22 protein-coding genes are annotated in these 26119 nt (G+C 61.5%); 12 read left to right on the forward strand and 10 right to left on the reverse strand.

Annotation, left to right across the window (positions count from 1 at the left end; all coding sequences use genetic code 11):
- The first annotated feature begins 192 nt into the window (after positions 1–192).
- Together V1479_RS01390 and zapE are read left to right on the forward strand one after the other, a co-directional pair.
- A complete protein-coding gene (locus V1479_RS01390) occupies positions 193–753 on the forward strand; it encodes an AprI/Inh family metalloprotease inhibitor (RefSeq protein ID WP_173188722.1) in 561 nt (186 codons plus the stop codon).
- Positions 754–791: 38 nt separating this feature from the next.
- Positions 792–1961 carry a cell division protein ZapE gene (gene zapE / locus V1479_RS01395; RefSeq protein ID WP_368801340.1) on the forward strand — a complete coding sequence of 390 codons (1170 nt, stop codon included), beginning with the start codon at positions 792–794 and terminating at the stop codon, positions 1959–1961.
- Here the strand turns inward: zapE and V1479_RS01400 are convergent.
- Positions 1958–2401, reverse strand: coding sequence for a YqfO family protein (locus V1479_RS01400; protein ID WP_368801341.1), 444 nt, complete (start codon positions 2399–2401; stop codon positions 1958–1960). The genes zapE and V1479_RS01400 overlap by 4 nt on opposite strands.
- A 359-nt stretch (positions 2402–2760) precedes the next feature.
- Between V1479_RS01400 and mdh the strand changes: the two genes are divergently transcribed.
- The 7 genes from mdh (at position 2761) to lpdA (ending at position 12448) form a co-directional block, all read left to right on the forward strand.
- Positions 2761–3726 (forward strand): malate dehydrogenase, encoded by a 966-nt coding sequence (gene mdh / locus V1479_RS01405; protein WP_173188717.1) that lies wholly within the window; start codon positions 2761–2763, stop codon positions 3724–3726.
- Between the two features lie 12 nt (positions 3727–3738).
- The gene (gene sucC / locus V1479_RS01410; protein WP_368801342.1) at positions 3739–4935 is read left to right on the forward strand and encodes an ADP-forming succinate--CoA ligase subunit beta; all 1197 of its coding nucleotides are present in this window, start codon (positions 3739–3741) and stop codon (positions 4933–4935) included.
- Between the two features lie 6 nt (positions 4936–4941).
- Positions 4942–5844 (forward strand): succinate--CoA ligase subunit alpha, encoded by a 903-nt coding sequence (gene sucD, locus V1479_RS01415; protein ID WP_368801343.1) that lies wholly within the window; start codon positions 4942–4944, stop codon positions 5842–5844.
- Positions 5845–5952: 108 nt separating this feature from the next.
- Positions 5953–8940 carry a 2-oxoglutarate dehydrogenase E1 component gene (locus V1479_RS01420; RefSeq protein WP_368801344.1) on the forward strand — a complete coding sequence of 996 codons (2988 nt, stop codon included), beginning with the start codon at positions 5953–5955 and terminating at the stop codon, positions 8938–8940.
- A 50-nt stretch (positions 8941–8990) separates the two neighbouring features.
- Positions 8991–10226: a 2-oxoglutarate dehydrogenase complex dihydrolipoyllysine-residue succinyltransferase gene (gene odhB, locus V1479_RS01425; protein ID WP_368801345.1), complete on the forward strand. Its 1236-nt coding sequence runs from the start codon at positions 8991–8993 to the stop codon at positions 10224–10226.
- A gap of 35 nt (positions 10227–10261) precedes the next feature.
- Complete coding sequence (locus V1479_RS01430) at positions 10262–11011, forward strand: SDR family oxidoreductase (protein WP_368801346.1); 750 nt, start codon at positions 10262–10264, stop codon at positions 11009–11011.
- Between the two features lie 30 nt (positions 11012–11041).
- Positions 11042–12448: a dihydrolipoyl dehydrogenase gene (gene lpdA / locus V1479_RS01435; RefSeq protein ID WP_368801347.1), complete on the forward strand. Its 1407-nt coding sequence runs from the start codon at positions 11042–11044 to the stop codon at positions 12446–12448.
- Positions 12449–12529: 81 nt separating this feature from the next.
- On the opposite strand, the gene V1479_RS01440 is transcribed toward lpdA, so the two are convergent.
- Complete coding sequence (locus tag V1479_RS01440) at positions 12530–12919, reverse strand: hypothetical protein (RefSeq protein ID WP_368801348.1); 390 nt, start codon at positions 12917–12919, stop codon at positions 12530–12532.
- Positions 12920–13027: 108 nt separating this feature from the next.
- On the opposite strand from V1479_RS01440, the gene holA reads away from it, so the two are divergent.
- Positions 13028–14071, forward strand: coding sequence for a DNA polymerase III subunit delta (holA, locus tag V1479_RS01445; RefSeq protein ID WP_368801349.1), 1044 nt, complete (start codon positions 13028–13030; stop codon positions 14069–14071).
- A 3-nt stretch (positions 14072–14074) separates the two neighbouring features.
- Here the strand turns inward: holA and V1479_RS01450 are convergent, their stop codons facing one another.
- The 5 genes from V1479_RS01450 to mnmE all read right to left on the reverse strand — a co-directional run bounded on the left by V1479_RS01450 (position 14075) and on the right by mnmE (position 19823).
- The gene (locus V1479_RS01450; RefSeq protein WP_368801350.1) at positions 14075–14950 is read right to left on the reverse strand and encodes a ParB/RepB/Spo0J family partition protein; all 876 of its coding nucleotides are present in this window, start codon (positions 14948–14950) and stop codon (positions 14075–14077) included.
- A 41-nt stretch (positions 14951–14991) separates the two neighbouring features.
- Positions 14992–15789, reverse strand: coding sequence for a ParA family protein (locus tag V1479_RS01455; protein WP_173188703.1), 798 nt, complete (start codon positions 15787–15789; stop codon positions 14992–14994).
- A 9-nt stretch (positions 15790–15798) separates the two neighbouring features.
- The gene (rsmG, locus tag V1479_RS01460) at positions 15799–16467 is read right to left on the reverse strand and encodes a 16S rRNA (guanine(527)-N(7))-methyltransferase RsmG (protein WP_368801351.1); all 669 of its coding nucleotides are present in this window, start codon (positions 16465–16467) and stop codon (positions 15799–15801) included.
- Positions 16464–18335 carry a tRNA uridine-5-carboxymethylaminomethyl(34) synthesis enzyme MnmG gene (mnmG, locus tag V1479_RS01465; RefSeq protein WP_368801352.1) on the reverse strand — a complete coding sequence of 624 codons (1872 nt, stop codon included), beginning with the start codon at positions 18333–18335 and terminating at the stop codon, positions 16464–16466. The genes rsmG and mnmG overlap by 4 nt, the downstream gene beginning before the upstream one ends.
- Before the next feature lie 156 nt (positions 18336–18491).
- Positions 18492–19823, reverse strand: a complete 1332-nt coding sequence (gene mnmE / locus V1479_RS01470) for a tRNA uridine-5-carboxymethylaminomethyl(34) synthesis GTPase MnmE (protein WP_368801353.1) — start codon at positions 19821–19823, stop codon at positions 18492–18494.
- 38 nt (positions 19824–19861) lie between these two features.
- Between mnmE and V1479_RS01475 the strand changes: the two genes are divergently transcribed.
- Positions 19862–21889, forward strand: coding sequence for a thioredoxin domain-containing protein (locus tag V1479_RS01475; protein WP_368801354.1), 2028 nt, complete (start codon positions 19862–19864; stop codon positions 21887–21889).
- Between the two features lie 2 nt (positions 21890–21891).
- Here V1479_RS01475 and rho read toward each other — a convergent pair whose 3' ends face one another.
- From rho to hemE, 3 genes are all read right to left on the reverse strand, one after another.
- Positions 21892–23157 (reverse strand): transcription termination factor Rho, encoded by a 1266-nt coding sequence (gene rho / locus V1479_RS01480; RefSeq protein WP_173188697.1) that lies wholly within the window; start codon positions 23155–23157, stop codon positions 21892–21894.
- Between the two features lie 158 nt (positions 23158–23315).
- Positions 23316–23849, reverse strand: coding sequence for a protoporphyrinogen oxidase HemJ (hemJ, locus tag V1479_RS01485; RefSeq protein WP_368801355.1), 534 nt, complete (start codon positions 23847–23849; stop codon positions 23316–23318).
- Complete coding sequence (gene hemE, locus V1479_RS01490) at positions 23849–24877, reverse strand: uroporphyrinogen decarboxylase (protein ID WP_368801356.1); 1029 nt, start codon at positions 24875–24877, stop codon at positions 23849–23851. The genes hemJ and hemE overlap by 1 nt, the downstream gene beginning before the upstream one ends.
- Before the next feature lie 401 nt (positions 24878–25278).
- On the opposite strand from hemE, the gene V1479_RS01495 reads away from it, so the two are divergent.
- Positions 25279–26100 (forward strand): pyruvate, water dikinase regulatory protein, encoded by an 822-nt coding sequence (locus V1479_RS01495; protein ID WP_173188692.1) that lies wholly within the window; start codon positions 25279–25281, stop codon positions 26098–26100.
- Positions 26101–26119 lie beyond the last annotated feature (19 nt).

The following is a 26119-nucleotide window of genomic DNA, read 5'->3' on the forward strand; positions in this document are numbered from 1 at the left end:
TCATGGCGCTCAGGATAACGCCTGCCGGCATTCCGGCAAGCGCTCGGACCTCGCGTCAGCCAGCCCGGGGTTGCCGGGAACCCTAATTTAACCATATGCGTTGGATTATCCTTGGGATTGCCACTATTCTGGCGATTGAAGGGATTCAAAATGGACGTACGGAACGGGTTACCGTTTCGACGGAGGGAATCGATGGGTTTCAGAACTACCGGCGTATTGGCCACGACATTTATCGCGCTCGCATTGGCCGGTTGCCAGAGCGAACGCTTCTCGCGGCTGGATTCGAGCGGTCCTGCGCCGGCGCCATTGTCGCCTGCACCGGCCGGTACGGTGACGTCCGGCCAGCTTCCGCCACCCGGTCAGCCGGGCGTGACGGATCCCAGCCAGTTCCCCGCAGCCCCGGGCGCGCAACCGGGACAGCTTCCCTCTGACGGGACCCAGGTCGCAGCCGTCGATCCAGGTGCCAATGCGCCTGAGATCACCACCGGTAGCGTCGCAGGCGTATGGAACGCCAGCGTCTCCGGACAGAGCTGCCGCATCGCGACACCGCAAACGCGCTTCGGCCAGGGCTATCGCGCCGGACCGCTGCGGTGCCCGGCACCGCTCGACGGCGTCAAGTCGTGGAACGTATCGGGCAGCCAGCTCGCGCTCTACAACGACAACGGCGAAGTGCTTGCACGCCTCTATTCCTCGGGTGGTGAGCGTTTCGACGGCCAGACGAGCACGGGCGTACCGGTTTCACTGTCCCGCTGAGCCACATCATATAGCGCGACAGCATACAGGCCCCGCCGATGTCTTCGCTCGACGACCTGTCGACATTCCGTACGTTGCGGCAGCACTACGAGCATCTTGAGCAGGCAGGCACCATCACCTCTGACCCAGCGCAGCTACGGATCGTGGATGCGCTGGACCGTTTGATCGAAGAGGTCTCGACCAAGCGTCTGGCATCCAAATCCAGCGCACTGGGCTGGCTTTTCGCCAAACGAAAGCAGCCGCGCGAGACCGTGAAGGGTCTGTACGTCTATGGGGGCGTCGGGCGCGGCAAGACGATGCTGATGGACCAGTTCTTCGAACGGGTTCCGGTGAAGCGCAAGCGGCGCGCCCACTTCAACGATTTCATGGCCGACGTTCACGATCGCATCCAGAGCCATCGCGACGCGCTGAAGCGCGGCGAGAAGAAGGAGACGGATCCGATCCCGCCGGTTGCCAAGGCACTGGCCGAAGAAGCGTGGATTCTATGCTTCGACGAATTCGCGGTGACGGACATCGCCGACGCCATGGTCCTGTCGCGGCTGTTTTCCAGCCTGTTCGCGGAAGGCGTCGTGCTCGTCGCGACGTCGAACGTGGCGCCGCGCGATCTTTACCGCGATGGCTTGAACCGGGCGCTCTTCGAACCGTTCATCGGTATCCTGGAACGCCACGCCGAGGTGATCGCGCTCGACGGACCGACCGACTACAGGCGCGAAAAACTCGACCGGATGCAGGTCTATATGACGCCTTGCGACGCCGAGACCGCCAGCCAGATGGACGAAGCATGGCATGCGGCGACCGCCGGCCACACGACGCAGGAGACGCGACTCGCGGTGAAAGGCCGGGAACTGGTTGTTCCACGCGCCAACGGCACGGCGGCGCGCTTTACCTTCGGCGAACTTTGCGAAAAGCCGCTAGGCGCGCGGGACTATCTGGCAATCGCCTCTCGTTTCGACACGCTGTTCATCGACTGCATTCCGGTGATGGGGCAGGAAAAGCGCAACGAGGCCAAACGCTTCATCTTGCTGATCGACACGCTTTACGACAACCGCATGCGGCTTGTCGCAAGTGCCGAAGCGCCGCCGGAACAGCTCTATGCCGGCACCAGCGGCACGGAAGCCTTCGAGTTCGCGCGCACTGCGTCACGCCTGACGGAAATGCAGACCCGCGACTGGCTGGAGACGGTGCGGCAGCGTGAAACGCCACGCTAGCCGTTCTTTGCCTGCTTCCAGTCTCCCGTGGTGTTCCACCATCGGTTGGGATTGCTGCTGTCGTCGAGCCCCTTGGAGCGGCTGCCGAGTATGGTCTGAATACGAATGACCGGTTCCTGGTAGCTGTGGACCTGAAAGATCGCCTCGATCACCCGGTCGATAATCGGCCGGTCGGCAGGAAGCTCGAAGGACACCTCGACCACCCCGGGGCGGGCCCGAACCTCACTCTCCGGTCCGGCCGCGGCGCCGTCCAGAGGGCGATATCGCTCAATGCCGGTCCCGCTCTGATAGGCGTTGCTGTCGTAGTTGCCCATGGCAAGCGGGGTTATCGCCACCACCGCCTTCATGATGCGATCGACATCCTCGGTGGGCGCCTGAAAACTCAGGAGCACCAACTGCTCCATCCGCACAGATGTCGTTTCAAACGATCGCTCAAACATCCACTGCCTCCCTTCGATATGGCAAAGCGGCAGTTTAAACGCGAACGTGCTGACATCGCGGAGTCAGCATATTGGCGACAATCCCGGTGCTTCGTGGTTTGCAGATACTGTTCCATTTCGGTTCAAACTGGCGATCGAGGCAAATCCAGTCATCCGGATTCTTACGTTTACGTAAGATAATAATGATCTAAACGATTGAAAATGTTCGCGTGGTAAGAATCGGTTGAGTTTTTTGGGCGATGCGTCTATGCCCGAGCCCGAATTCGGACGGCCTCCCGTGTCCGGATACCAATACTCGGCAACGCAGTTTTCAGGCCGGCGCGGCAGCAGACCGGCGCACAAAAGGGAAACCAATCACCATGGCTCGCAACAAGATTGCCCTCATCGGCTCCGGCATGATCGGCGGCACGCTCGCCCATCTGGTCGGCCTCAAGGAACTCGGCGACGTCGTCATGTTCGACATCGCGGAAGGCATCCCGCAGGGCAAGGGCCTGGACATCGCGGAATCCTCGCCGGTCGACGGTTTCGACACCCGCTATGTCGGCGCGAACGAATATGCGGCCATCGAAGGCGCTGACGTCTGCATCGTGACGGCCGGCGTGCCGCGCAAGCCCGGCATGAGCCGCGACGATCTCCTCGGCATCAATCTCAAGGTGATGGAGCAGGTCGGCGCCGGCATCAAGAAGTACGCGCCTAACGCATTTGTCATCTGCATCACCAACCCGCTCGACGCGATGGTCTGGGCACTGCAGAAGTTCTCGGGCCTGCCCAAGAGCCACGTCGTCGGCATGGCCGGTGTGCTCGACTCGTCCCGCTTCCGCTACTTCCTCGCCGAAGAATTCAACGTGTCCGTCGAGGACGTGAGCGCGATGACTCTCGGTGGCCACGGCGACGACATGGTGCCGATGGTCCGCTATTCCACCGTTGCTGGCATCCCGCTGCCAGATCTCGTCAAAATGGGTTGGACCAGCAAGGAGAAGCTGGACGCCATCGTCGAGCGCACCCGCAAGGGCGGCGGCGAGATTGTTGGCCTGCTCAAGACCGGTTCCGCCTACTACGCGCCTGCCGCATCGGCGATTGCCATGGCGGAAAGCTACCTCAAGGACAAGAAGCGCGTTCTGCCCTGCGCGGCGCATCTGTCCGGCCAGTATGGCCTCAAGGACATGTATGTCGGCGTGCCGGTGGTCATCGGCGCCGGCGGCGTGGAACGCATCATCGAGATCGACTTCAACAAGTCCGAGCAGAAGATGTTCGACAAGTCGGTCGCGGCAGTGCAGGGTCTTTGCGAGGCCTGCATCGGCATCGCGCCGGCCTTGGGCAAGTAAGGGGGACGGCGGATGAACATCCACGAATACCAGGCCAAGCAGCTTCTCAAGGGTTTCGGCGCACCGGTCGCCGACGGTGTAGCGATCCTCAAGGCAGGCGAGGCCGAAGCTGCCGCCAGGTCGCTGCCGGGACCGCTTTATGTGGTCAAGAGCCAGATCCACGCTGGTGGCCGCGGCAAGGGTAAGTTCAAGGAACTCGGGCCTGACGCAAAGGGCGGCGTCCGCTTGGCGAAGTCCGTCGAGGACGTGGTCGCCAACGTCGACGAGATGCTCGGCAACACGCTGGTTACCAAGCAGACCGGCGAGGCCGGCAAGCAGGTCAACCGCCTCTATATCGAGGACGGCGCCGATATCGCCCGTGAGCTCTATTTGTCGATCCTCGTCGACCGCACCGTCGGCCGCGTCGCCTTCGTGGTTTCGACCGAGGGCGGCATGGACATCGAGGCCGTCGCCGAAGAGACGCCGGAGAAGATCGTCACCGTGGCGATCGACCCCGAGACGGGTGTGACCGACGCAGACGTGGCCAGGCTCAACGAAGCGCTGAAGCTAGAAGGCGATTCGGCGAACGACGGCAAGACGCTGTTCCCGATCCTCTACAAGGCCTTCACCGAGAAGGACATGAGCCTGCTCGAGGTCAATCCGCTGATCGTCATGGAAAACGGCCGGCTGCGCGTCCTCGACGCGAAGGTCTCGTTCGACAACAATGCGCTGTTCCGTCACCCGGACGTGGTCGAGCTGCGCGACGTGACCGAGGAAGACGACAAGGAAATCGAGGCGTCGAAATACGACCTCGCCTATGTCGCGCTCGACGGCAACATCGGCTGCATGGTCAACGGCGCCGGCCTTGCCATGGCGACGATGGACATCATCAAGCTCTACGGCGCCGAGCCCGCCAACTTCCTCGACGTCGGGGGCGGCGCTTCCAAGGAAAAGGTCACGGCCGCGTTCAAGATCATCACTGCCGATCCGAACGTAAAGGGCATTCTCGTCAACATCTTCGGCGGCATCATGAAGTGCGACGTCATCGCCGAGGGTGTGATCGCAGCCGTAAAGGAAGTCGGCCTCAAGGTCCCGCTCGTGGTGCGCCTCGAAGGCACCAATGTCGAACTGGGCAAGAAGATCATCAACGAGAGCGGTCTGAATGTGATTTCCGCCGACGATCTCGACGATGCCGCCCAGAAGATCGTGAATGCCGTGAAGGGGGCCTGAGCCTAGATGTCCATTCTTATCGACAAGAACACCAAGGTTCTCGTTCAGGGCCTCACCGGCAAGACCGGAACGTTCCACACCGAACAGGCGCTCGCCTATCACGGCACGCAGATGGTCGGCGGCATCCACCCGAAGAAGGGCGGAGAGACCTGGACCGGCGCCAGCGGTGAAAACCTGCCGATCTTCGCCTCAGTCGCCGAGGGCCGCGACAAGACCGGCGCAACCGCCTCTGTGGTTTACGTGCCGCCGGCAGGTGCTGCCGCTGCGATCATCGAGGCCATCGAGGCCGAGATGCCGCTGATCGTCTGCATCACCGAGGGCATCCCGGTCATGGACATGGTCAAGGTCAAGGCGAAGCTCGACAAGTCGAAATCGCGCCTGATCGGCCCGAACTGCCCCGGCATCGTCACCCCCGACGAATGCAAGATCGGCATCCTGCCGGGCAACATCTTCCGCAAGGGTTCGGTGGGCGTTGTTTCCCGCTCCGGAACGCTTACCTATGAAGCAGTGTTTCAGACGACGAACGAAGGCCTTGGCCAGACGACGGCCGTCGGCATCGGCGGCGATCCGGTGAAGGGCACCGAATTCATCGACGTGCTGGAGATGTTCCTGGCCGACGACGCGACGCAGTCGATCATCATGATCGGCGAGATCGGCGGCTCGGCCGAGGAAGAAGCAGCGCAGTTTCTGAAAGACGAAGCCAAGAAAGGCCGCCGCAAGCCGATGGCCGGCTTCATCGCGGGCCGCACCGCACCGCCCGGACGCACCATGGGCCATGCCGGCGCCGTGATTTCCGGCGGCAAGGGCGGCGCTGAAGACAAGATCGCGGCGATGGAAGAGGCGGGCATCCGTGTTTCGCCTTCGCCGGCCCGACTCGGCAAGACGCTGGTCGAAGCGATCAAGGGTTAAGGGAGAAAGGGAATAGGGCAGTAGGCGCACCAAACATGTTTGCCTTACTGCCCTACTTACCTACTCCTCTCACACAGGAGACGGAGCACGGGGCTCCGAAGGATCAAGATGGCGCGGCAGGATCAGGCCAACGACCAGTTTTCACTCACCTCGTTTCTGTATGGCGGCAATGCCGACTATATCGAGACCCTTCACGCCGCCTGGCAGGACGATCCGTCTTCGGTTGATCCGGAGTGGCGCGACTTCTTCGCCGCGCTGAAGGACGATGCCGGGGATGTGCGCAAGAGCGCGCAGGGCGCCTCCTGGACGAAGGCCAACTGGCCGATCGCGGCCAATGGCGAACTCGTCTCTGCGCTGGATGGCGACTGGGGCACGGCCGAAAAGCACTTCGAGAAGAAGGTTCGCGAAAAGGCCAGCGAGAAGGGTGCCGCACTTTCCGATGCTGACATCCTGACCGCCACGCGCGATTCCGTTCGCGCCATCATGATGATCCGCGCATACCGCATGCGCGGCCATCTTCATGCGGATCTCGATCCGCTCGGTCTCGCCGAGGCTAAGGAGGACTACAACGAGCTGTCGCCGGAGGCCTACGGTTTCACCGAGGCCGATTACGACCGCCCGATCTTCATCGACCATGTGCTGGGACTGGAATACGCCACCGTCCGGCAGATGCTGGACATCCTGAAGCGCACCTATTGCTCGACCCTTGGCGTCGAGTTCATGCACATTTCCAATCCGGCCGAGAAGGCATGGATCCAGGAGCGCATCGAGGGTCCCGACAAGGGCATCGAATTCACCTCCGAAGGCAAGAAGGCGATCCTGTCGAAGCTGATCGAGGCCGAAGGCTTCGAACAGTTCATCGACGTCAAGTACAAGGGCACCAAGCGCTTCGGCCTCGATGGCGGCGAATCGCTGATCCCTGCGCTCGAGCAGATCATCAAGCGTGGCGGCGCCATGGGGCTGAAGGAAGCCGTGCTCGGCATGGCCCATCGCGGCCGGCTCAATGTGCTGACCAACGTCATGGCCAAGCCGCACCGCGCGGTGTTCCATGAATTCAAGGGCGGCTCCTATACGCCCGACGACGTCGAGGGCTCGGGCGACGTGAAGTACCACCTAGGTGCTTCCTCCGACCGCGAGTTCGACGGCAACAAGGTGCATCTGTCGCTGACGGCCAACCCTTCGCATCTGGAGATCGTCAACCCGGTCGTCATGGGCAAGGCCCGCGCCAAGCAGGACCAGGTTTTCGGCCGCACCCGCGAAGAGGCTGTGCCGATCGAAGAGCGCGTGAAGGTGCTGCCGCTGCTGCTGCACGGCGATGCGGCTTTCGCAGGTCAGGGCGTCGTTGCCGAATGCCTCGGCCTGTCGGGCCTGCGCGGCCATCGTGTCGCCGGCACGATTCATTTCATCATCAACAACCAGATCGGGTTCACGACCAACCCGCGCTTCTCGCGCTCGTCGCCCTATCCGTCCGACGTTGCCAAGATGATCGAGGCGCCGATCTTCCACGTCAACGGCGACGACCCGGAAGCGGTCGTCTATGCGGCCAAGGTGGCGACCGAATACCGGATGACCTTCCACAAGCCGGTGGTCATCGACATGTTCTGCTACCGCCGCTTCGGCCACAATGAGGGTGACGAGCCGGCATTCACCCAGCCGGTCATGTACAAGGCGATCCGATCGCACCGCACGACGGTCCAGCTCTACAGCGACAAGCTCATTGCCGAGGGCCTCATCACGCAGGACGAAGTCGAGAAGATGCGCGCCGACTGGCGGGCCAACCTCGAAGCGGAATTCGAGGCGGGCCAGGCCTATAAGCCGAATAAGGCCGACTGGCTCGACGGCGCCTGGTCGGGCCTGCGTACGGCCGACAATCAGGACGAGCAGCGCCGCGGCAAGACCTCCGTTCCGCTCAAGACGCTGAAGGAGATCGGCAAGAAGCTGACCGACATGCCGAAGGACTTCGAGGTCCATCGTACGATCGGACGCTTCCTCGACAGCCGGCGCAAGGCGATCGAATCGGGCGAAGGCCTGGACTGGGCAACCGGCGAAGCGCTGGCTTTCGGCTCGATCCTTATGGACGGCAACCCGATCCGGTTGTCCGGGCAGGATTCGGAGCGCGGCACGTTCTCGCAGCGCCACTCGGTGCTCTACGATCAGAAGTCCGAGGACCGCTACATTCCGCTCAACAATCTTGGGCCGGCCCAGGCCAATTACGAGGTCATCAACTCGATGCTCTCTGAAGAAGCCGTGCTTGGCTTCGAATATGGCTACAGCCTTGCCGAACCCCGCGCTCTGACGCTGTGGGAAGCCCAGTTCGGCGACTTCGCCAACGGTGCGCAGGTCGTCTTCGACCAGTTCATCTCATCGGGCGAGCGCAAATGGCTTCGCATGTCGGGCCTCGTCTGCCTGCTGCCGCATGGCTATGAAGGACAGGGACCGGAGCATTCCTCCGCCCGTCTCGAGCGCTTCCTGCAGATGTGCGCGGAAGACAACATGCAGGTGGCCAACGTTACGACGCCGGCTAACTACTTCCACATCCTTCGCCGTCAGCTCAAGCGCGACTTCCGCAAGCCGCTCGTGCTGATGACGCCGAAGTCGCTCCTGCGCCACAAGCGTGCAGTCTCCACACTGTCGGAAATGTCGGGCGAAAGCTCGTTCCACCGCCTGCTCTGGGACGACGCGCAGATGCTGCCGGACCAGAAGATCAAGCTGGTCAAGGACTCCAAGATCCGCCGTGTCGTTCTGTGCTCGGGCAAGGTCTATTACGACCTTTACGAGGAGCGCGAGAAGCGCGGTGTCGACGACGTCTACCTGCTGCGCGTCGAACAGCTCTACCCGTTCCCGGCCAAGGCGTTGATCAACGAACTGTCGCGTTTCCGCAATGCGGAGATGGTCTGGTGCCAGGAAGAGCCCAAGAACATGGGCGCGTGGTCGTTCATCGATCCGTATCTGGAGTGGGTGCTCGCCCACATCGACGCCAAGCACCAGCGCGTGCGCTACACCGGCCGGCCGGCCGCCGCATCCCCGGCGACGGGCCTCATGTCCAAGCACCTGGCGCAGCTCGAGGCTTTCCTCGAGGATGCGCTGGGTGAATGAACCAGCACCACTGACCTAAGCGAAGCGAAATCAGGCAACGGAAAAGAACAATGGCTACCGAAATTCGCGTTCCCACCCTCGGAGAATCCGTCACCGAGGCCACAATCGGAAAGTGGTTCAAGAAGGCCGGCGAGGCCATCGCCGCCGACGAGCCGGTTGTCGAGCTGGAAACCGACAAGGTGACCATCGAGGTGCCCGCCCCCGCCGCCGGCACGCTTGCCGAAATCACGGTCAATGAAGGCGACACGGTCGAGCCCGGCGCGCTGCTCGGCATGATTGACGCCGGAGCGGGCGCTGCATCCGCCAAGAAGGAAGAGCCGAAGAAGGCAGAGGCGCCGAAAGAGGAAGCGGCCAAGCCCGAGCCCGCGGCCAATAAGGCCTCGGCAGGCAAGACCGACATGCCCGCTTCTCCGGCAGCGTCCAAGGCGCTCGCCGAGGCCGGCATTTCCGCAGACCAGGTGTCCGGCAGCGGCAAGCGCGGCCAGGTCCTCAAGGGAGATGCGCTCGACGCCATCGCCAAGGGTGTTTCGGCCCCGGCAACCGCCGCTCCTGCTGCAGCCCGCGCACCTTCCTCGGAAGACGATGGCGCCCGTGAGGAACGCGTACGCATGACCAAGCTGCGCCAGACCATCGCGCGCCGCCTGAAGGATGCCCAAAACACGGCCGCCATGCTGACCACCTTCAACGAGGTGGACATGAAGCCGGTGATGGACATGCGCGCCAAGTACAAGGAGCTGTTCGAGAAGAAGCATGGCGTGAAGCTTGGCTTCATGGGCTTCTTCACCAAGGCGGTGACGCACGCACTTAAGGAGATCCCGGCTGTGAATGCCGAGATCGACGGCACCGACATCATCTACAAGAACTACGCGCACATCGGCGTGGCGGTCGGCACTGAAAAGGGTCTGGTCGTCCCCGTCGTGCGCGACGCCGACGCGATGACCATCGCCGAGATCGAGAAGGAGATCGGCCGGCTGGGTGTCGCCGCGCGCGACGGAAAGCTCTCGGTCGCCGACATGCAGGGCGGCACCTTCACCATCTCGAACGGCGGCGTCTACGGCTCGCTGATGTCGACGCCGATCCTGAATGCGCCGCAGTCGGGCATCCTCGGCATGCACAAGATCCAGGAACGGCCAATGGTCGTTGGCGGCCAGATCGTCATCCGTCCGATGATGTATCTCGCGCTCTCCTATGACCACCGGATCGTCGACGGCAAGGAAGCCGTGACCTTCCTGGTTCGCGTCAAGGAAACGCTTGAGGATCCCGAGCGTCTGGTTCTGGACCTGTAGGCTTCGAGACGCCCGATCCAGGCTACGGAGGAACGATGTCGGCGAAAACGATGCTCGTGACAGGCGGTTCGCGCGGCATTGGCGCCGCGATCGCCAGGCTCGGTGCGGCCGCCGGCTGGCATGTCGCCGTCAACTACGCGTCCAATGAAGAAGCTGCCGCTCGCGTGGTGGACGACATCATCTCCACCGGCGGCGAAGCCTTCGCCATCCGTGGCGATGTCGGCGAGGAAGCGGACGTAATCGCCATGTTCGAGGCGGTCGATGCACGCTTCGGGCGGCTCGACGGGCTCGTCAACAATGCCGGCGTTGTGGATCGCAAGGCGCGGCTCGACGAAATGAGCGTCGAACGCCTGACCCGGATGATGCGGATCAACGTGATCGGCACCGCACTTTGCGCGCGCGAAGCCGTGAGGCGCATGTCGACCAGCCATGGCGGCGCAGGCGGAGCGATCGTCAACATTTCGTCGATCGCCGCCGTACTGGGCGCGCCGGGTGAATACATCGACTACGCGGCCTCAAAGGGCGCGGTCGACACCCTGACCGTCGGGCTTGCCCGCGAGGTCGCGGCCGAGGGCATTCGCGTCAATGCGGTCAGGCCAGGCATCATCGACACAGAAATTCATGCGTCCGGCGGGCAGCCGGATCGGGTTGCCGCCATGCGTGGCCTCGTGCCCATGAAGCGCGAAGGCACGGCCGAGGAAGTCGCGCGCGCCGCGCTTTGGCTTCTCTCCGACGAGGCGTCGTATTCGACAGGCGCGATTTTGACTACCAGCGGCGGGCGCTGACCCGCCATTGCGGCAAGGAAGGAATATGCCATGAGCTATGACGTCGTCGTTATCGGAGCCGGCCCCGGCGGCTATGTCTGCGCCATCAAGGCTGCGCAGCTGGGGCTGAAGACGGCTCTGGTGGAGAAGCGCGATACCTATGGCGGCACCTGCGTCAATATCGGCTGCATTCCCTCTAAGGCCCTGCTGCATGCGACCGAAATGCTGCTCGAGGCGGAACATTCCTTCGACGCGCTCGGCATCGAGATCAGCAAGCCCAAGGTCAATCTCAAGAAGATGATGGAGCACAAGACCCAGACGGTGGAGCAGAACACCAAGGGCCTCGTCTTCCTGATGAAGAAGAACAAGATCGACACGTTCCAGGGCACTGGGCAAGTGCTTGGACAGGGCAAGCTCTCCGTGACCGGCGAAGACGGCAAGTCTCAGGAGATCGAAACCAAGAACATTGTCATCGCCACCGGCTCCGATGTCGCCGGCATCCCAGGCGTGGATGTCGATTTCGATGAAAAGGTGATCGTCTCCTCCACCGGCGCGCTGGAGCTCGACAAGGTGCCGGATCATCTCGTCGTGGTCGGCGGCGGCGTCATCGGGCTCGAACTCGGTTCCGTCTGGGCACGGCTCGGCGCGAAGGTGACTGTGGTCGAATATCTCGACACGATCCTCGGCGGCATGGACGGCGAGGTCGCCAAGCAGTTCCAGCGCCTGCTGGTCAAGCAACGCATGGAGTTCAAGCTTGGCGCGAAGGTGACCGGGGTCGCAAAGTCCAAGAAAGGCGCATCTGTCACGTTCGAGCCGGTCAAGGGCGGCGACGCGGAAACGATCGAGGCCAATGCCGTGCTGGTGGCGACTGGCAGGAAGCCGTTCACTGATGGACTTGGTCTGGAAAAGGCCGGGGTGGTGCTCGATGAGCGCGGCCGCATTCAGACCGATAATCACTTCCAGACCTCGGTGCCGGGCGTATATGCGATCGGCGACGTCATCGCGGGGCCAATGCTTGCGCACAAGGCCGAGGACGAAGGTGTGGCGATAGCCGAAATCATCGCCGGCCAGGCGGGCCACGTGAATTACGACGTCATTCCAGGCGTCGTCTACACCAGCCCGGAAGTCGCTTCAGTCGGCAAGACCGAGGAAGAGTTGAAGAAGGCGGGCGTCAACTACAAGGCCGGCAAGTTCCCGTTCACGGCCAACGGGCGGGCTCGCGCCATGTTGCAGACCGACGGTTTCGTCAAGGTTCTCGCCGACAAGGCGACGGACAGGGTGCTGGGTGTTCATATCGTCGGCTTCGGCGCCGGGGAGATGATCCACGAAGCGGCGGTTCTAATGGAATTCGGGGGATCCTCCGAGGATCTGGCACGAACGTGCCACGCCCACCCGACGATGTCCGAATCGGTCAAGGAGGCGGCGCTGGCGACTTTTGCCAAGCCTATCCATATGTAGACTTCTGCGCATTCGATAATGAAATGGGCCGGATCAGCTTGATCCGGCCCATTTCATTTTACGCAAGGTTACACGGTACGCTTACTGGTTCGGTGCAGGCTCATCAGCCGGCGCAGCCGGAGCCTCTTCCTCGACAGGGGCTGCTGGCGCTGCTTCCTCAGCCGGCGCCGGCGTTGCCTCAGGAGCCGGGGCAGGCGCAGTCTGCTCATTCTGCTGCTCCGGAATAACGGCGGTCGTGCCGGCATCCGTCCCGGGCCCACTGCTGAAGGCGATGAGGGCGATAACGAGTAGCACGGCAATAACGCCTGCCGCGATCAGCCCGCCGCGACCGTTGCTGTTGTGTACGACGGTCTCGTTGACCACGCGCGGATCAGCTGCGGGATCGGTATAAGGCGAGCGCGGAGCGACACGCGGCCCGTCCGGATGGCCGGGATCGACGCGACGCGGATCAATATTGTTCTGGTCTGACATTGTCGTTCTCCGTGATATTCCTGACTTTATCGTGACCAATAACGCCGCGAGACAGCTGAGGGTTCCGTTTGGGCTTTTCTTCGTCAAAACCTGTGGTAGCCAAGCGGCATGGCTCAGAAGAAAGCGCATGAAGTCGATTCGTGGCTAAGGCGTCCCGATCCCAACATTCGGATCGTGCTCATCTATGGTCCTGACCGCGGCCTCGTATCCGAGCGCGCCAAGGCTTTTGTGGCATCCACCGGGCTTAACGCCGACGATCCCTTCTCTTCGGTCAGGTTGGATGCAGGCGAGGTCGAAGCCGCGCCAGGCAGGTTGTCGGACGAGGCAGGCACGGTTCCAATGTTCTCCGACCAGCGCCTGATATGGATCAAGGGTGCGGGCGCGCAAAAACAACTTGCAGATGAGGTGAAGTTCCTCGCCGCGTCGCCACCGCGCGACTCGATCATTCTCATCGAGGCTGGCGATCTCAAGAAGGGCGTTGCCCTGCGCAGCGCCGTGGAGAGCGCTGCGGCCGCCATGGCGCTGCCATGCTATGCCGATGAGGGGCGTTCGATAGACGCCGTGATTGACGAAGTCCTGGCGCGCGACGGGCTTACCATCGGTATGGAGGGCCGCCAGGCCTTGCGCGCCAATCTCGGCGGCGACCGCCTGGCGACCCGAAGCGAAATCGAAAAGCTGGCGCTCTATTGCCACGGCGCGCGTGAAGTCACCGTCGATGACATCAACCTGATGACGGGCGACGTGTCAGGTTTGAGCCTCGACAATGCGATCGACGCCGTGCTGTCCGGCCATGCCGCTGTCTTCGATACGGCATTCGCGCGCCTGATCTCCTCCGGTACGAACCCGTTTCTCGTGCTGGCCGGCGCCATGCGGCAGTTTCAGGCTCTCAGCCTGATGCGCAACGAGATGGATTCCGCAGGCAAGGCGCCCGGCGCGGTCGTCGCCTCAGCCCGCCCCCCGGTCTTCTTCACAAGGCGTAAGCTGGTGGAAACGGCGCTGCAGCGCTGGACCGCGCCCGCGCTGTCACGGGCGCTCGAGAGACTTCAGGCGGCAGTACTCCTGACGCGCCGCCGACCGGATCTTGCCACGGCGACGGCGCGCCAGGCGCTCATTGCGCTTCTGGTCGACTCGGCACGCGCCGCCCGACGCTGACAATCAGCGCTGCAACCTGCGGCACAATTCGTCGAGCTGCTCGAGCGTCTTGTACGAGATTTTCAGTTCCCCGCCCTTCTGACCATGGGAAATCGTCACCCTGAGCCCCGTTACGTCAGATAGGGCCTTTTCCAGCGCAAGCGTATCCGCGTCCTTCTCGGCGGGTGTGCTAGAACGGGTCGGGGGCTGCGGCGGCCGCACGGGCTGCTGCGCCAGTGCCTCGGCCTGGCGCACGGAAAGCCCCTCTTCGATGATTTGCTTAGCCAGCGAAGCAGGATCCTCTGCCGTCACCAACGTACGCGCGTGTCCGGCTGACAGCGAGCCATCAACGAGCATATCGCGAATGACGTCTGGCAATTTAAGCAGCCGGAGCGTGTTTGCGACATGACTACGGCTCTTGCCGATCACCTGACCGAGATCGGCCTGCGTATAGTGGTGCTCGTCGATAAGTTGTTGATAGCCTTGAGCTTCTTCGACTGGGTTCAGGTCGGCGCGCTGGACGTTCTCGATGATCGCCAGCTCGAGCGCGACCCGATCATCCACTTCCCGGATGATTACCGGGAGCTCGGTCAACCCCGCCCGCTGGGCCGCGCGCCAGCGGCGCTCGCCAGCTATGATCTCATAGCGACCACTGGCGCCGGTTCGCACCACCACCGGCTGCACGATTCCATGTTCACGTATCGACTGCGTAAGATCCGCAAGATCCGCCTCGGCGAAGTTACGCCTTGGGTTGCGCGGATTTTGAGTAACAAATTCAATGGGAACACGGCTATCCGCCCCTATTTTGGACGTGGCCTGCGGCTGCGCCGGCTTGTCCATCTCGCCAATCAGCGCGGCGAGACCGCGGCCGAGCCGTTTTCTGGAGGGATCGTCACTCATGTTCATTCCGCATCATTTCGACATCGAATCGAGTCTTGTTTTCAAGCGGCCCTGAGCCGCCGCTCACGCCGTATCACTTCCGATGCAAGCTGCAGGTATGCCTGACTGCCCGTGCATTTAAGATCGTAGAGAATCGCCGGCTTCCCATAGGAGGGGGCTTCGGAGACACGAACGTTGCGCGGAATCACCGTGTCATAGACCTTGTCGCCCATATGCGCCCTGACATCCTCGACAACCTGATTGGCGAGATTGTTGCGACCGTCGAACATGGTCAGCACGATACCCTGTATCGTCAGATCCGGATTGATCGAGTTGCGGATCTGCTCGACTGTCTGCAGGAGTTGGCTGAGCCCCTCAAGCGCGAAGAACTCGCATTGTAGCGGAACGAGGACGGAATCGGCGGCTGCCATCGAATTGAGGGTCAACAGGTTCAGCGATGGCGGGCAGTCGATCAGCACATAGGAGAAATCGACGCCGGTTTCGCGGGAGCGCCGCAGCGCGTTGCGCAGGCGCAGAACCCTGTCCGGCGCCGATGCGATCTCCATCTCGATACCGAGAAGATCGAGCGTTGAAGGAATGACGCTCAGTCCCGGCACCGCCGTGGGCATCGCAGCCTCTGCAACCGTGGCGTCACCGGCCAGCAGATCATAGGAGGATACCGCACGATCCTGCCGGTCGATTCCGAGGCCCGTGCTGGCATTACCCTGCGGGTCCAGATCGACGATCAGCACCTTCTCGCCGATGGCGGCCAGGGCAGTGGCGAGATTTATCGCGGTGGTCGTTTTCCCGACGCCGCCCTTCTGGTTGGCGACGGTGATGATGCGAGGATGCACGGTCATGGCGGACAGTCACCGGACAGGCTTGTTGGCGATATCTGGTCGTGATCGACCCCGTTCAACCTTCGAAAGTTCGAGGATTCGGCTTGTCGGATCGATCTTGCTCCGATGTTCTATCAGATCGAATTGCCAGGCGTCACGGCTTTCGGCGATTTCTGTCGCGTAATCCCGCCCTTTGTGAAAGAGAGCCGTCGCCCCGCCTGTCAACCAATGCGCCGACAGGTCGAGTAGCTTGGGAAGTGGGGCCAGCGCCCGCGCGGTGACGATTTCCACGCCTTCGCCAATGCCGGATGCTTGCTCGATCCTGCATATGTTCACCTTTGCCGGGGCCCCGAGGGAGCCCAGCACGCTTCGCAGAAACGCTGCCTTCTTATGGTTGCTTTCGACGAGCTCGATACTCGCCCCACTGCGCTCTCGGAGAAGGATTGCTATCACCGCGCCCGGAAACCCGCCCCCAGAGCCAAGATCGAGCCATTTCAGCGCGCCCGGTTTCAGCGCGGCGAGTTGTGCGCTGTCGAGGATATGCCGGCTCCAAAGCGCGTCCAGCGTTGAAGGGGCAGCGAGATTTATCCGTGTAGACCACTTGCGAAACTCTGCTTCAAACGACTCGAGTCGCTCCAGTGTTTCACGTGAAACTGTTCCGGCAACGTCACGAATTTCTTCGCGGCGATTACCAGTCACGCTGCGCCCCGCTCACGATGATCGTTCTGGTGTAGGGCAGAGATGATAATGGCGAGCGCGGCTGGTGTCATGCCGTCGATCCGCTGTGCTTCCGCCAGGGATCGCGGCCGGCGGTTCGCCAGCTTCTGCTTCAACTCGTTTGAGAGCCCGGGTAGCATCGTAAAATCCAAGCCCTCCGGAATGGCTCGCGCTTCCTCCCGCTTCAGTACGGCGACATCCGCCTGTTGACGGTCCAGATAGACTGCGTAACGGGCCTCAGTTTCGAGCCGCTCGCCCGTCTTGCCCGTTATGGTGCCAAGCTCCGGCCAGATTGCGCTCAGTCGCTGCAAGATCATATCGGGATAGGATAGAAGATCGTAGGCAGTTCGACGCTGCCCATCCTTGTTAAGATTGAGGCCAAAGCCCGTTGCTTCATTCGGCGTTATCGACAACGATTTCGCTAGTTCCCGTGCCCGTTCCAACTCGTGGCGGGCCTGACCGAATCGCTTGCTACGCGCTTCACTCGCAATGCCAAGATCGATGGCCAATGGCGTCAGTCGCTCATCGGCGTTGTCGGCGCGGAGCGACAGCCTGAACTCCGCCCGAGACGTGAACATTCGATAGGGCTCTGTTACCCCCCGGCGAGTCAGATCGTCGACAAGGACGCCGATATAGGCATCGCCCCTTCCGAAAACGACCGGGTCGAGGCCACCCGCCGCGCGCGCAGCGTTCATTCCGGCCACGAGACCTTGCGCCGCGGCTTCTTCATAGCCCGTCGTGCCGTTTATTTGCCCGGCCAGATAGAGGCCCGGTGCGCGGCGGGTTTCGAGCGTCGTTTCGAGTTCGCGTGGATCGACATGGTCGTATTCGATCGCGTAACCCGGCTGCGTGATTGAAGCCCGTTCCAAGCCAGGGATCGACGCAACGAGCGCCTCTTGCGCATCCCGGGGAAGAGATGTGGAGATGCCATTGGGGTAGACGGTGTCGTCGTCCAGACCCTCAGGCTCCAGAAATATCTGATGGCCGTCGCGATCGCCAAACTTGACAATCTTGTCCTCGATGGATGGGCAATAGCGCGGACCGATGCCTTCGATAGAGCCCGAATACATGGCAGAGCGAGACAGGTTAGCGCGGATGATGTCGTGCGTTTCGGATGTCGTTCGCGTTACACCGCAGGCAATTTGGGGGTTGTCGATCGAATCCGTCAGCAATGAGAAGGGTTCGGGATACTCGTCCGCCAATTGCTTGTCCAGCGATTGCCAGTCAATGGTACGCCCGTCGATGCGCGGCGGCGTACCCGTTTTCAGGCGGCCCAGCTTGAAACCAAGGCGGCTCATTGTAGCAGAAAGCCCCAGAGAGGCTTCCTCGCCCATGCGGCCGGCCGGGAAGCGCTCGTCACCAATATGGATCAGTCCGCGGAGGAAGGTGCCGGTAGTCAGAACAACTGCCGCACAGCTTAACCGTCGGCCGTCGGCTAAAACCACGCCTGCGACCCGATTGTTCTGGAATTGCAGATCGAAAACTTCGCCTTCGACGACTTCGAGGTTTAGTTGATTTGCAATGGCTTCCTGCATTGCGTGCCGATAGAGCTTGCGATCTGCCTGTGTTCTCGGACCGCGGACCGCCGGTCCCTTCCGCCTGTTAAGCAAGCGAAACTGAATGCCGGCACGATCGGCAACACGGCCCATAAGCCCGTCCAGCGCGTCGATTTCCCGAACCAGATGGCCCTTTCCCAAGCCGCCAATGGCAGGATTGCAAGACATCACCCCAATTGTATCGCGCTTCATCGTCACGAGCGCGGTTTGCGCACCTACCCGTGCCGAGGCTGAAGCTGCCTCGCAGCCGGCATGGCCGCCGCCGATAACGATGACGTCGAAGTTTTCGGTCATGATCCCGTCTCTTTAGTCGATCGAACAGATGTTCCCGACCGCCGGCGAAGTCAAGCCGCAACGCGGTTTCACGTGAAACGATTTCCATGGGAGCAGTGGCTCGATGTTTCACGTGAGTCAGTGCTTTGCGCCTCGCCAGTCAGTGTTTCACGTGAGTCATTTGCCGATACAGAACTCCGAGAAGATGACGCCGAGCAAATCTTCGACGTCTATCGCCCCTGTGATCCGCCCCAAAGCATCGCCCGCCAAACGCAGCTCCTCCGCGCGCAGCTCAAGCTCCTGTTGCACCTCGGCAGCGAGAGAGAGATGATGTCCGCATGACCGAAGCAGCTCCAACTGACGCAACCTCGACGGAAGGACGCCGGACGCCGCGGAGACAGCACCCTTGGCATGCCGTCCGATGTCCTCAATCAAAGCAGACAGGCCGGCGCCGTCGATCACCGAAACGATATGGTGAAACTCACCAGTACGATGTGGGGCAATATCGGCCTTCGTCCCCACCGACAGCGCTTTGCTCTCAAGGTCAGCCAGATCAAAGCCAGGCATATCTGGTGAGCCATCCTTAAGCTTGAGGACGAGGTCCGCCTCCTCGGCAGCCCTGAGAGCTCGCTCAATACCGATCCGCTCAACCGTGTCGGAAGAATCGCGCAACCCGGCCGTATCCGTGACAATGACCTTCAGCCCATCCAGGTCGAGCGATACTTCAACAAGGTCACGCGTCGTACCCGCAATTTCAGTCACGATCGCAACGTCACGCCGGGCCAAGGCGTTGAGTAGGCTGGATTTGCCCGCATTAGGCGCACCCAACAGCACCACCCGGTACCCGTCTCTTATGATCTCGGCCGCGTGGTAGCCGTTGATATGGTTAGCAATTTCTTGCTGCATCGCCGACATATCAGTCCACACCTCTGCGGCGACAGAGCCCGGTACGTCGCCTTCATCTGCAAAGTCCAGTTCCGCCTCGATCATTGCTCGAGCATGCAACAGGCGCTTGCGCCACCCGTCGTAGATGTCACGCTGGCCGCCTTCTGCATTGATCAGCGCCATTCTGCGCTGGAGCTCCGTTTCTGCGGCGACCAGATCGGCCAGGCCTTCGGCGCTGGTCAGGTCGAGCTTTCCATTCAGAAACGCGCGGCGGGTAAACTCTCCCGCTTCGGCCGCGCGCAGGCCGTCTTTCCTGCCCAGATGCTCCAGTACGGCCGCAACGACCGCCTTGCCTCCATGGACATGAAGTTCCGCGCAGTCATCTCCAGTAAAGCTCGCCGGACCCGGGAAATTGATCACAATGGCACGATCCAGCGGTTCACCGTCATCGCCGACGAGCTCCCTGAGCGCGGCCTTGCGTGGCGGCGGGATGCGCTCCGCAGTCATGCTTGCAAGAACCGCGACCGTTTGGGGCCCTGAAAGCCGAATCACCGCGACGCCCGAGGGAAGCCCGCCGGACGATAGGGCGAAGATCGTATCGCGGAATAAGGATTGATGGCTCACTGCCTGCGCCCTACCTTCGCTGCCAGCAACGGTGTGTCATGACGAATCTATCTCAGAATCTGCTCGCTCACGAAAGCAGCCCCTATCTGCGGCAGCACAAGGACAATCCCGTACATTGGCGGCCCTGGTCGCGAGCCGCACTCGACGAAGCTGCCAGCGCCGGGAAGCCGATTTTGCTTTCAGTCGGTTACGCCGCCTGTCACTGGTGCCATGTCATGGCCCATGAGAGCTTTGAAGACAACGAAGTCGCGGCTGTCATGAACCGCCTTTTCGTGAACATCAAGGTTGATCGCGAGGAGCGGCCAGATATAGACCAGATCTATATGGCGGCCTTGACAGCCATGGGCGAACAAGGTGGGTGGCCGCTAACCATCTTCCTCACTCCCGACGGACAGCCATTCTGGGGAGGCACCTACTTTCCAAAGGAACCACGTTACGGCCGGCCAGGCTTCATACAGGTTCTGGAAGCGGTCGCGCGAACCTGGGACGACAAGCGGGACGAACTCGCACGAAGCGCAGGCGCCCTGGCAGACCATGTACGCTCCAGGCTCGCGCCCAACACCGACATCGTCGCCATGGATGCAGGCCTTTTGCCTGCCCTCGCAGAATCGATCCAGTCGTCGATCGATCAGGTAAAAGGTGGGCTGCGCGGCGCGCCAAAGTTCCCGAATGCGCCCTTTATGTACACCTTATGGACGAGCTGGCTGCAACACGGCGTACCGGCTCACCGCGATTCCGTCCTTTCCAGCCTTCAAATGATGCTCGGCGGCGGCATCTACGACCACATCGGTGGCGGATTATGCCGCTACGCGGTCGATGACCGCTGGTTGGTGCCGCACTTCGAAAAGATGCTCTATGATAATGCGCAGCTTATCGAACTTGCCACCGCGGCTTACGGTGCAACCGGCGCCGATCTGTTTCGTCTCCGAATCGAAGAGACGATTGGCTGGCTTCAACGCGAAATGATGTTGCCAGAAGGAGGCTTCGCTTCAAGCCTGGATGCCGATAGCGAAGGGAAAGAGGGTAAGTTCTATCTCTGGACTCGCGAAGAACTGAACGCGGTCCTCGGCGAAGCTGACGCGGCGCGCTTTCTTTCCATCTACGAGCTGACGGCACCAGAAGGCTGGGAAGGCGACCCGATATTGCACCGGCTGTCATCGCCCGAGCTTGGCGAAGCCGACGCCGACCCATTTTTTATTGAGGCAAAGCAAAGACTTATGGCTGAACGCGGGCACCGGGTCCGTCCCGGTCGCGACGAGAAGCTGCTTGTCGACTGGAACGGTCAGGCAATCGCCGCCATCGCGAACGCTGCCCGGGTGTTCAGGCGCGGCGACTGGCTGGAACTTGCGCAGGGCGCCTTTCATTGCGTAGCCGAATCGACCGTTGACGGCCGGCTTCCTCACTCCATCCTCGGTGAGGACCGGCTCTTTCCCTGTATGTCGACGGACTATGCGGCGATGATCAATGCAGCCATCTCCTTGTCCGAAGCGACAGGCAGCAGAGAATATGCGGCCAAGGGGCGAGATTGGCTTGAGATGCTCGATCGCTGGCACGCCGACGAGGATGGCAAAGGGCACTATCTGACAGCGAGCGACGCCGTGGATGTGCCGATGCGCATACGTGGCGACGTCGACGAGGCAGGGCCGAGCGCCACAGCCCAGACCATCCGGGCTATGCTAAGGCTCTCGATGCTGACGGGAGACGACTTGCTCTACGGTCGCACAGTGACCGCCGCCGAAGCGGCCCTGGGGCGGATCGCCCAGCAGCGTTACGGACAGGCCGGTATCATTTGTTCAGCCGAACAAGCTCGGCAGCCTCGAAAGCTGGTCATCGTCGACGATGACAAGAAGAAGCTTGTTACGGAGGCGAATCGCTTCCCGGATTTTCTGAGAACCGACACGTTTCTAGACGTCGGAGAAGGCGCCATTGATCGTGTCGAATTGCCTGGTGGAGCAGTGCTGGACACCACCCGTCCAGGCGCCTGGCTCTGTATCGGCCAGAGCTGTTTGCCGCCGGTTCACTCCGGAGCCGAGCTTGCCGACCTGCTTCGCAGGCCGGCCGGCTGACATCACGTATTCATCGAGTCGAAGAAGTCCGAGTTTGTCTTCGTCTGCTTCAGCTTGTCGATCAGGAACTCGATCGCATCCGTGGTTCCCATAGGGGCCAGAATGCGGCGCAGCACGAAGATCTTCTGCAGATCCTGACGCGCAACCAGCAGGTCTTCCTTGCGGGTGCCGGACTTGAGGATGTCCATCGAAGGGAAGATACGCTTGTCAGCGACCTTGCGGTCGAGCACGATTTCGGAGTTACCCGTACCCTTGAACTCCTCGAAGATCACCTCGTCCATACGGCTGCCGGTATCGATCAGCGCGGTCGCGATGATCGTTAGCGATCCGCCTTCCTCGATGTTGCGTGCCGCACCGAAGAAGCGCTTCGGACGCTGCAGGGCGTTGGCATCCACACCACCGGTCAGCACCTTGCCGGAAGACGGAACAACCGTGTTGTAGGCGCGGCCCAGGCGCGTGATCGAATCGAGCAGGATCACGACGTCGCGACCATGCTCCACGAGGCGCTTGGCCTTCTCGATGACCATCTCGGCCACCTGAACGTGACGGACCGCGGGTTCGTCGAAGGTCGAGGACACGACTTCGCCCTTCACCGAGCGTTGCATGTCGGTCACTTCTTCCGGGCGCTCGTCGATGAGCAGCACGATCAGATATGCTTCCGGATGGTTGGTAGCGACCGAATGCGCAATGTTCTGCAGCAGTACCGTCTTACCTGTGCGCGGCGGCGCGACAATCAGGCCACGCTGGCCCTTGCCGAGCGGGGCGACCAGATCGATGACGCGGGCCGACAGATCCTTGGTCGTCGGGTTTTCCGTTTCCATACGCAGCCGCTCATTGGGATAGAGCGGTGTCAGATTGTCGAAGTGGATCTTGTGCCGGATCTTCTCGGGATCCTCGAAGTTGATCGTATTGACCTTCAGCAACGCGAAATAGCGCTCGCCTTCCTTCGGGCTGCGGATCGGGCCTTCGACAGTGTCACCGGTCTTCAGCGAGAAGCGCCGGATCTGCGACGGCGAGATGTAGATGTCGTCCGGACCTGGCAGATAGTTGGCATTGGCGGAGCGCAGAAAGCCGAAGCCGTCCTGCAGCACCTCGACAACACCCTCGCCGATAATCTCGATGTCCTGCGCCGCGAGCTTCTTGAGAATCGCAAACATCAACTCCTGCTTGCGCAGGACGCTGGCATTCTCGACCTCGAGCGATTCGGCGAACGCGATCAGGTCCGTGGGACCTTTGCTTTTCAGCTCTTGTAGTTTCATTTCCTGCATGATGCGGACTCTGGAATGGGCAACAGGAGGGGGTGCGGGGCGAGAGTGAGCGCGGGACGCGCCTGGAAAGACAGAAAGCACTACGCCATGCGGGGAGAGAGGATGTGACTCTTAGCGTCCCTCCTCCTAAAGCGCAATATGGGAATTCCGTTCCCGATTTAGAAGGGTTTCACCACCACGAGGATCACAATTACGATCATAAGCACCGTCGGGATCTCGTTGACGATACGCCAATGGTGGGTTGGCCTCTCGTTGCGATCTTCAGCGAAGCGCCGCACCGAGGCCGAGAGGTACCCGTGCACGCCGGAAAGCAGAAGCACGGCGGCGATCTTTGCATGCAGCCAGCCGCCCACGAACCCGAAGCCTCGCCAGGCCAGCCAGAGCCCAAGCACCCAGGTTGCCACCATCGCCGGATTGATGATCGCACGCAGAAGCCGGCGCTCCATAACCTTGAATGTCTCGGACTTGTCCGAGCCCCGCTCGGCCTCGGCGTGATAGACGAACAGCCTCGGCAGATAGAGCATCCCCGCCATCCACGAAATGACAGCGATCACGTGGGCGGCCTTGACCCACGGATAAAGAGCGACGGGATCGAGCCAGAACAGCAGCGCCGCCAGCACAGCCACTATCGCCAGAGCGCCTGCCGCCCGCATGGCCGGGCCAGCCTCGGATTTGATTTGCGGTTCGGTCATTATCTCGCCTCCCGCACCATCCGGACCATCGCTTCGACATGCGCAATCGGTGCTTCGGGCGTTATCCCGTGCCCGAGATTGAAGACTAGGGGGCCGTCACCAAGCCTGCGCAGGATGGCAGCAACACCATCTTCCAGCGCCTTGCCGCCGGCAACCAGCCGCAACGGATCGAGATTGCCCTGCACGGCGCCTTCGGCCTGCAGCGACAACGCCTGGCTCCAGGGAACGCTCCAGTCGAGACCGAGGGCATCAACGCCCGTCTTCGAGCGATATGACCCGTAGAGCGTACCTGCACCTTTCGGAAAGCCGATGATTGGCGTTTTCGGATGTACCGCTCGAACACGCTTCACCATTCGGGCTACCGGTTCGATGCAATAGGCTTCGAAGCAGGCTTCATCGAGCACGCCCGACCAGGAATCGAATATCTGGACAGCGTCGGCTCCCGCATCGATCTGGCGAATGAGATAGTCTGCCGACCGGTCTGCAAGTGTCTCCAGGAGCTCGCGCAGGCTTTCCGGGTGCCTGTACCCGAAAAGCCGTCCTGGAGCCTGGTCCGGCGTCCCATGGCCGGCAATCATGTAGGTCGCGACAGTCCATGGCGCACCGCAGAAGCCCAGCAACGTCGTTGCGGCAGGAAGCTCGCTCCGCAGTCTGCGCACGGTCTCGTAGACCGGGGCAAGGTGATCATGAAAGCCAGCACCCTTAAGGCGCTCGATTTCATCGGGCTCGATCGGTGTCATCAAGGGGCCGCGACCTTCTTCGAAGCGCAGGTCTCGGCCAAGCGCATGCGGGACAACCAGGATGTCGGAGAACAGGATCGAAGCATCGAAGCCGAAGCGGCGGATCGGTTGAAGGGTTACCTCCACAGCCAGATCCGGGTTGTAGCAGAGATCGAGGAAGCTTCCGGCTCGAGCTCGCGTCTCACGATACTCCGGCAGATAGCGGCCAGCCTGTCGCATCATCCAGATGGGAGGAGGGAAGACCGTTTCTCCCCGCAGCACGTCCATGACGATCCGTTTTTCGGTCATGCTGGTCCTCTCCGGATTGGCGCCTGAAATAAAGAAAGAATCTTTTAAGAGAATCTTTTGATTCTATGACTCTGTTGGAATCGGCAATTACGGCTTGTCCACCTGCAGCGGTGAAAACTCAACGCGCAAAGCGACGCAGCGGATTTTCATAGAGGCCTGTGAATTACCCGGATAGCTCCCGATCGCCTTTTGGAATCAATATGTTGCAGCGCTGCCGGATTCGCATGTCCGGTCATGCATGCTGAACAACCGACTGATTTCCCCAATCTAACGCACATCACCGTTTCGATCTCCAGCGTAGGGTGAATTGTGGATGAACGGGGGTCTGATACAGTCCGGCTCCGCCCGGCGGGAAAACTCTGCCCGGTATCCACAATTGCCAACAGGGGCCGGTCCGGGCTGTGAATAAACCGCAGAGCTTCTTCCACCTTCACCTCATCTCGGATGCGACCGGCGAGACGCTGCTCGCGGCCGGCCGTGCCGCTGCCGCGCAATACAAGGATGCGCGCGCGATCGAGCATATCTATCCGCTGATCCGGACGGAAAAACAGCTTCTCAAAGTGCTCGGTGAGATCGATGAAACGCCGGGCATCGTCCTCTACACTGTTGTCGATCAGGAACTCGGGCGTCTCATAGACAATCGATGCGCGGCGATGGGCCTGCCCTGTGTCTCGGTGCTCGAGCCGGTGCTTGCGGTGTTCCAGTCTTATCTCGGGGCGCCTGCCGGGCGCCGCGTCGGCGCGCAGCATGTTCTCGACGCGCAATATTTCCGCCGCATCGATGCGCTCAACTACACCATGGAGCACGATGACGGGCAGCTCATCAACGATGTCGAGGAGGCCGACGTCATCCTGATGGGTATATCGCGGACATCGAAAACGCCGACCAGCATCTATCTCGCCAATCGCGGTATCAAGACTGCCAATATCCCGATCGTGCTGGGCGTACCCGTTCCCGAAAGTGTCATCTATGCCAAGCGTCCGCTTGTCGTGGGGCTGATCGCAACCGCCGAGCGCATCTCCCATGTCCGCCAGAACCGCATATTGGGCAGTTCGGTCGGCTACGACTCGCAAAGCTATGTCGACCGCACCGTCATTGCACAGGAGCTTGCCTATGCCCGGCAGCTCTGTGCGCGACACGGCTGGCCGACCATCGATGTCAGCCGTCGCTCGATCGAGGAAACCGCGGCGGCCATCGTTGCACTGCGCGGTAAGACACGTTAACCCCCGCCGGACAGGAGAT

Source organism: Neoaquamicrobium sediminum, from assembly GCF_040970315.1.
In the GTDB taxonomy this organism is placed as follows: Bacteria; Pseudomonadota; Alphaproteobacteria; order Rhizobiales; family Rhizobiaceae; genus Aerobium; species Aerobium sediminum.

What these genes read in the sequence shown, in the direction of transcription:
- V1479_RS01390 (WP_173188722.1), top strand. Translation starts at nt 193, where the DNA reads ATGGGTTTCAGAACTACCGGCGTATTGGCCACGACATTTATCGCGCTC.
- zapE (WP_368801340.1), top strand. Translation starts at nt 792, where the DNA reads ATGTCTTCGCTCGACGACCTGTCGACATTCCGTACGTTGCGGCAGCAC.
- V1479_RS01400 (WP_368801341.1), bottom strand. Translation starts at nt 2,401, where the DNA reads ATGTTTGAGCGATCGTTTGAAACGACATCTGTGCGGATGGAGCAGTTG.
- mdh (WP_173188717.1), top strand. Translation starts at nt 2,761, where the DNA reads ATGGCTCGCAACAAGATTGCCCTCATCGGCTCCGGCATGATCGGCGGC.
- sucC (WP_368801342.1), top strand. Translation starts at nt 3,739, where the DNA reads ATGAACATCCACGAATACCAGGCCAAGCAGCTTCTCAAGGGTTTCGGC.
- sucD (WP_368801343.1), top strand. Translation starts at nt 4,942, where the DNA reads ATGTCCATTCTTATCGACAAGAACACCAAGGTTCTCGTTCAGGGCCTC.
- V1479_RS01420 (WP_368801344.1), top strand. Translation starts at nt 5,953, where the DNA reads ATGGCGCGGCAGGATCAGGCCAACGACCAGTTTTCACTCACCTCGTTT.
- odhB (WP_368801345.1), top strand. Translation starts at nt 8,991, where the DNA reads ATGGCTACCGAAATTCGCGTTCCCACCCTCGGAGAATCCGTCACCGAG.
- V1479_RS01430 (WP_368801346.1), top strand. Translation starts at nt 10,262, where the DNA reads ATGTCGGCGAAAACGATGCTCGTGACAGGCGGTTCGCGCGGCATTGGC.
- lpdA (WP_368801347.1), top strand. Translation starts at nt 11,042, where the DNA reads ATGAGCTATGACGTCGTCGTTATCGGAGCCGGCCCCGGCGGCTATGTC.
- V1479_RS01440 (WP_368801348.1), bottom strand. Translation starts at nt 12,919, where the DNA reads ATGTCAGACCAGAACAATATTGATCCGCGTCGCGTCGATCCCGGCCAT.
- holA (WP_368801349.1), top strand. Translation starts at nt 13,028, where the DNA reads ATGGCTCAGAAGAAAGCGCATGAAGTCGATTCGTGGCTAAGGCGTCCC.
- V1479_RS01450 (WP_368801350.1), bottom strand. Translation starts at nt 14,950, where the DNA reads ATGAGTGACGATCCCTCCAGAAAACGGCTCGGCCGCGGTCTCGCCGCG.
- V1479_RS01455 (WP_173188703.1), bottom strand. Translation starts at nt 15,789, where the DNA reads ATGACCGTGCATCCTCGCATCATCACCGTCGCCAACCAGAAGGGCGGC.
- mnmG (WP_368801352.1), bottom strand. Translation starts at nt 18,335, where the DNA reads ATGACCGAAAACTTCGACGTCATCGTTATCGGCGGCGGCCATGCCGGC.
- V1479_RS01475 (WP_368801354.1), top strand. Translation starts at nt 19,862, where the DNA reads ATGACGAATCTATCTCAGAATCTGCTCGCTCACGAAAGCAGCCCCTAT.
- rho (WP_173188697.1), bottom strand. Translation starts at nt 23,157, where the DNA reads ATGCAGGAAATGAAACTACAAGAGCTGAAAAGCAAAGGTCCCACGGAC.
- hemJ (WP_368801355.1), bottom strand. Translation starts at nt 23,849, where the DNA reads ATGACCGAACCGCAAATCAAATCCGAGGCTGGCCCGGCCATGCGGGCG.
- hemE (WP_368801356.1), bottom strand. Translation starts at nt 24,877, where the DNA reads ATGACCGAAAAACGGATCGTCATGGACGTGCTGCGGGGAGAAACGGTC.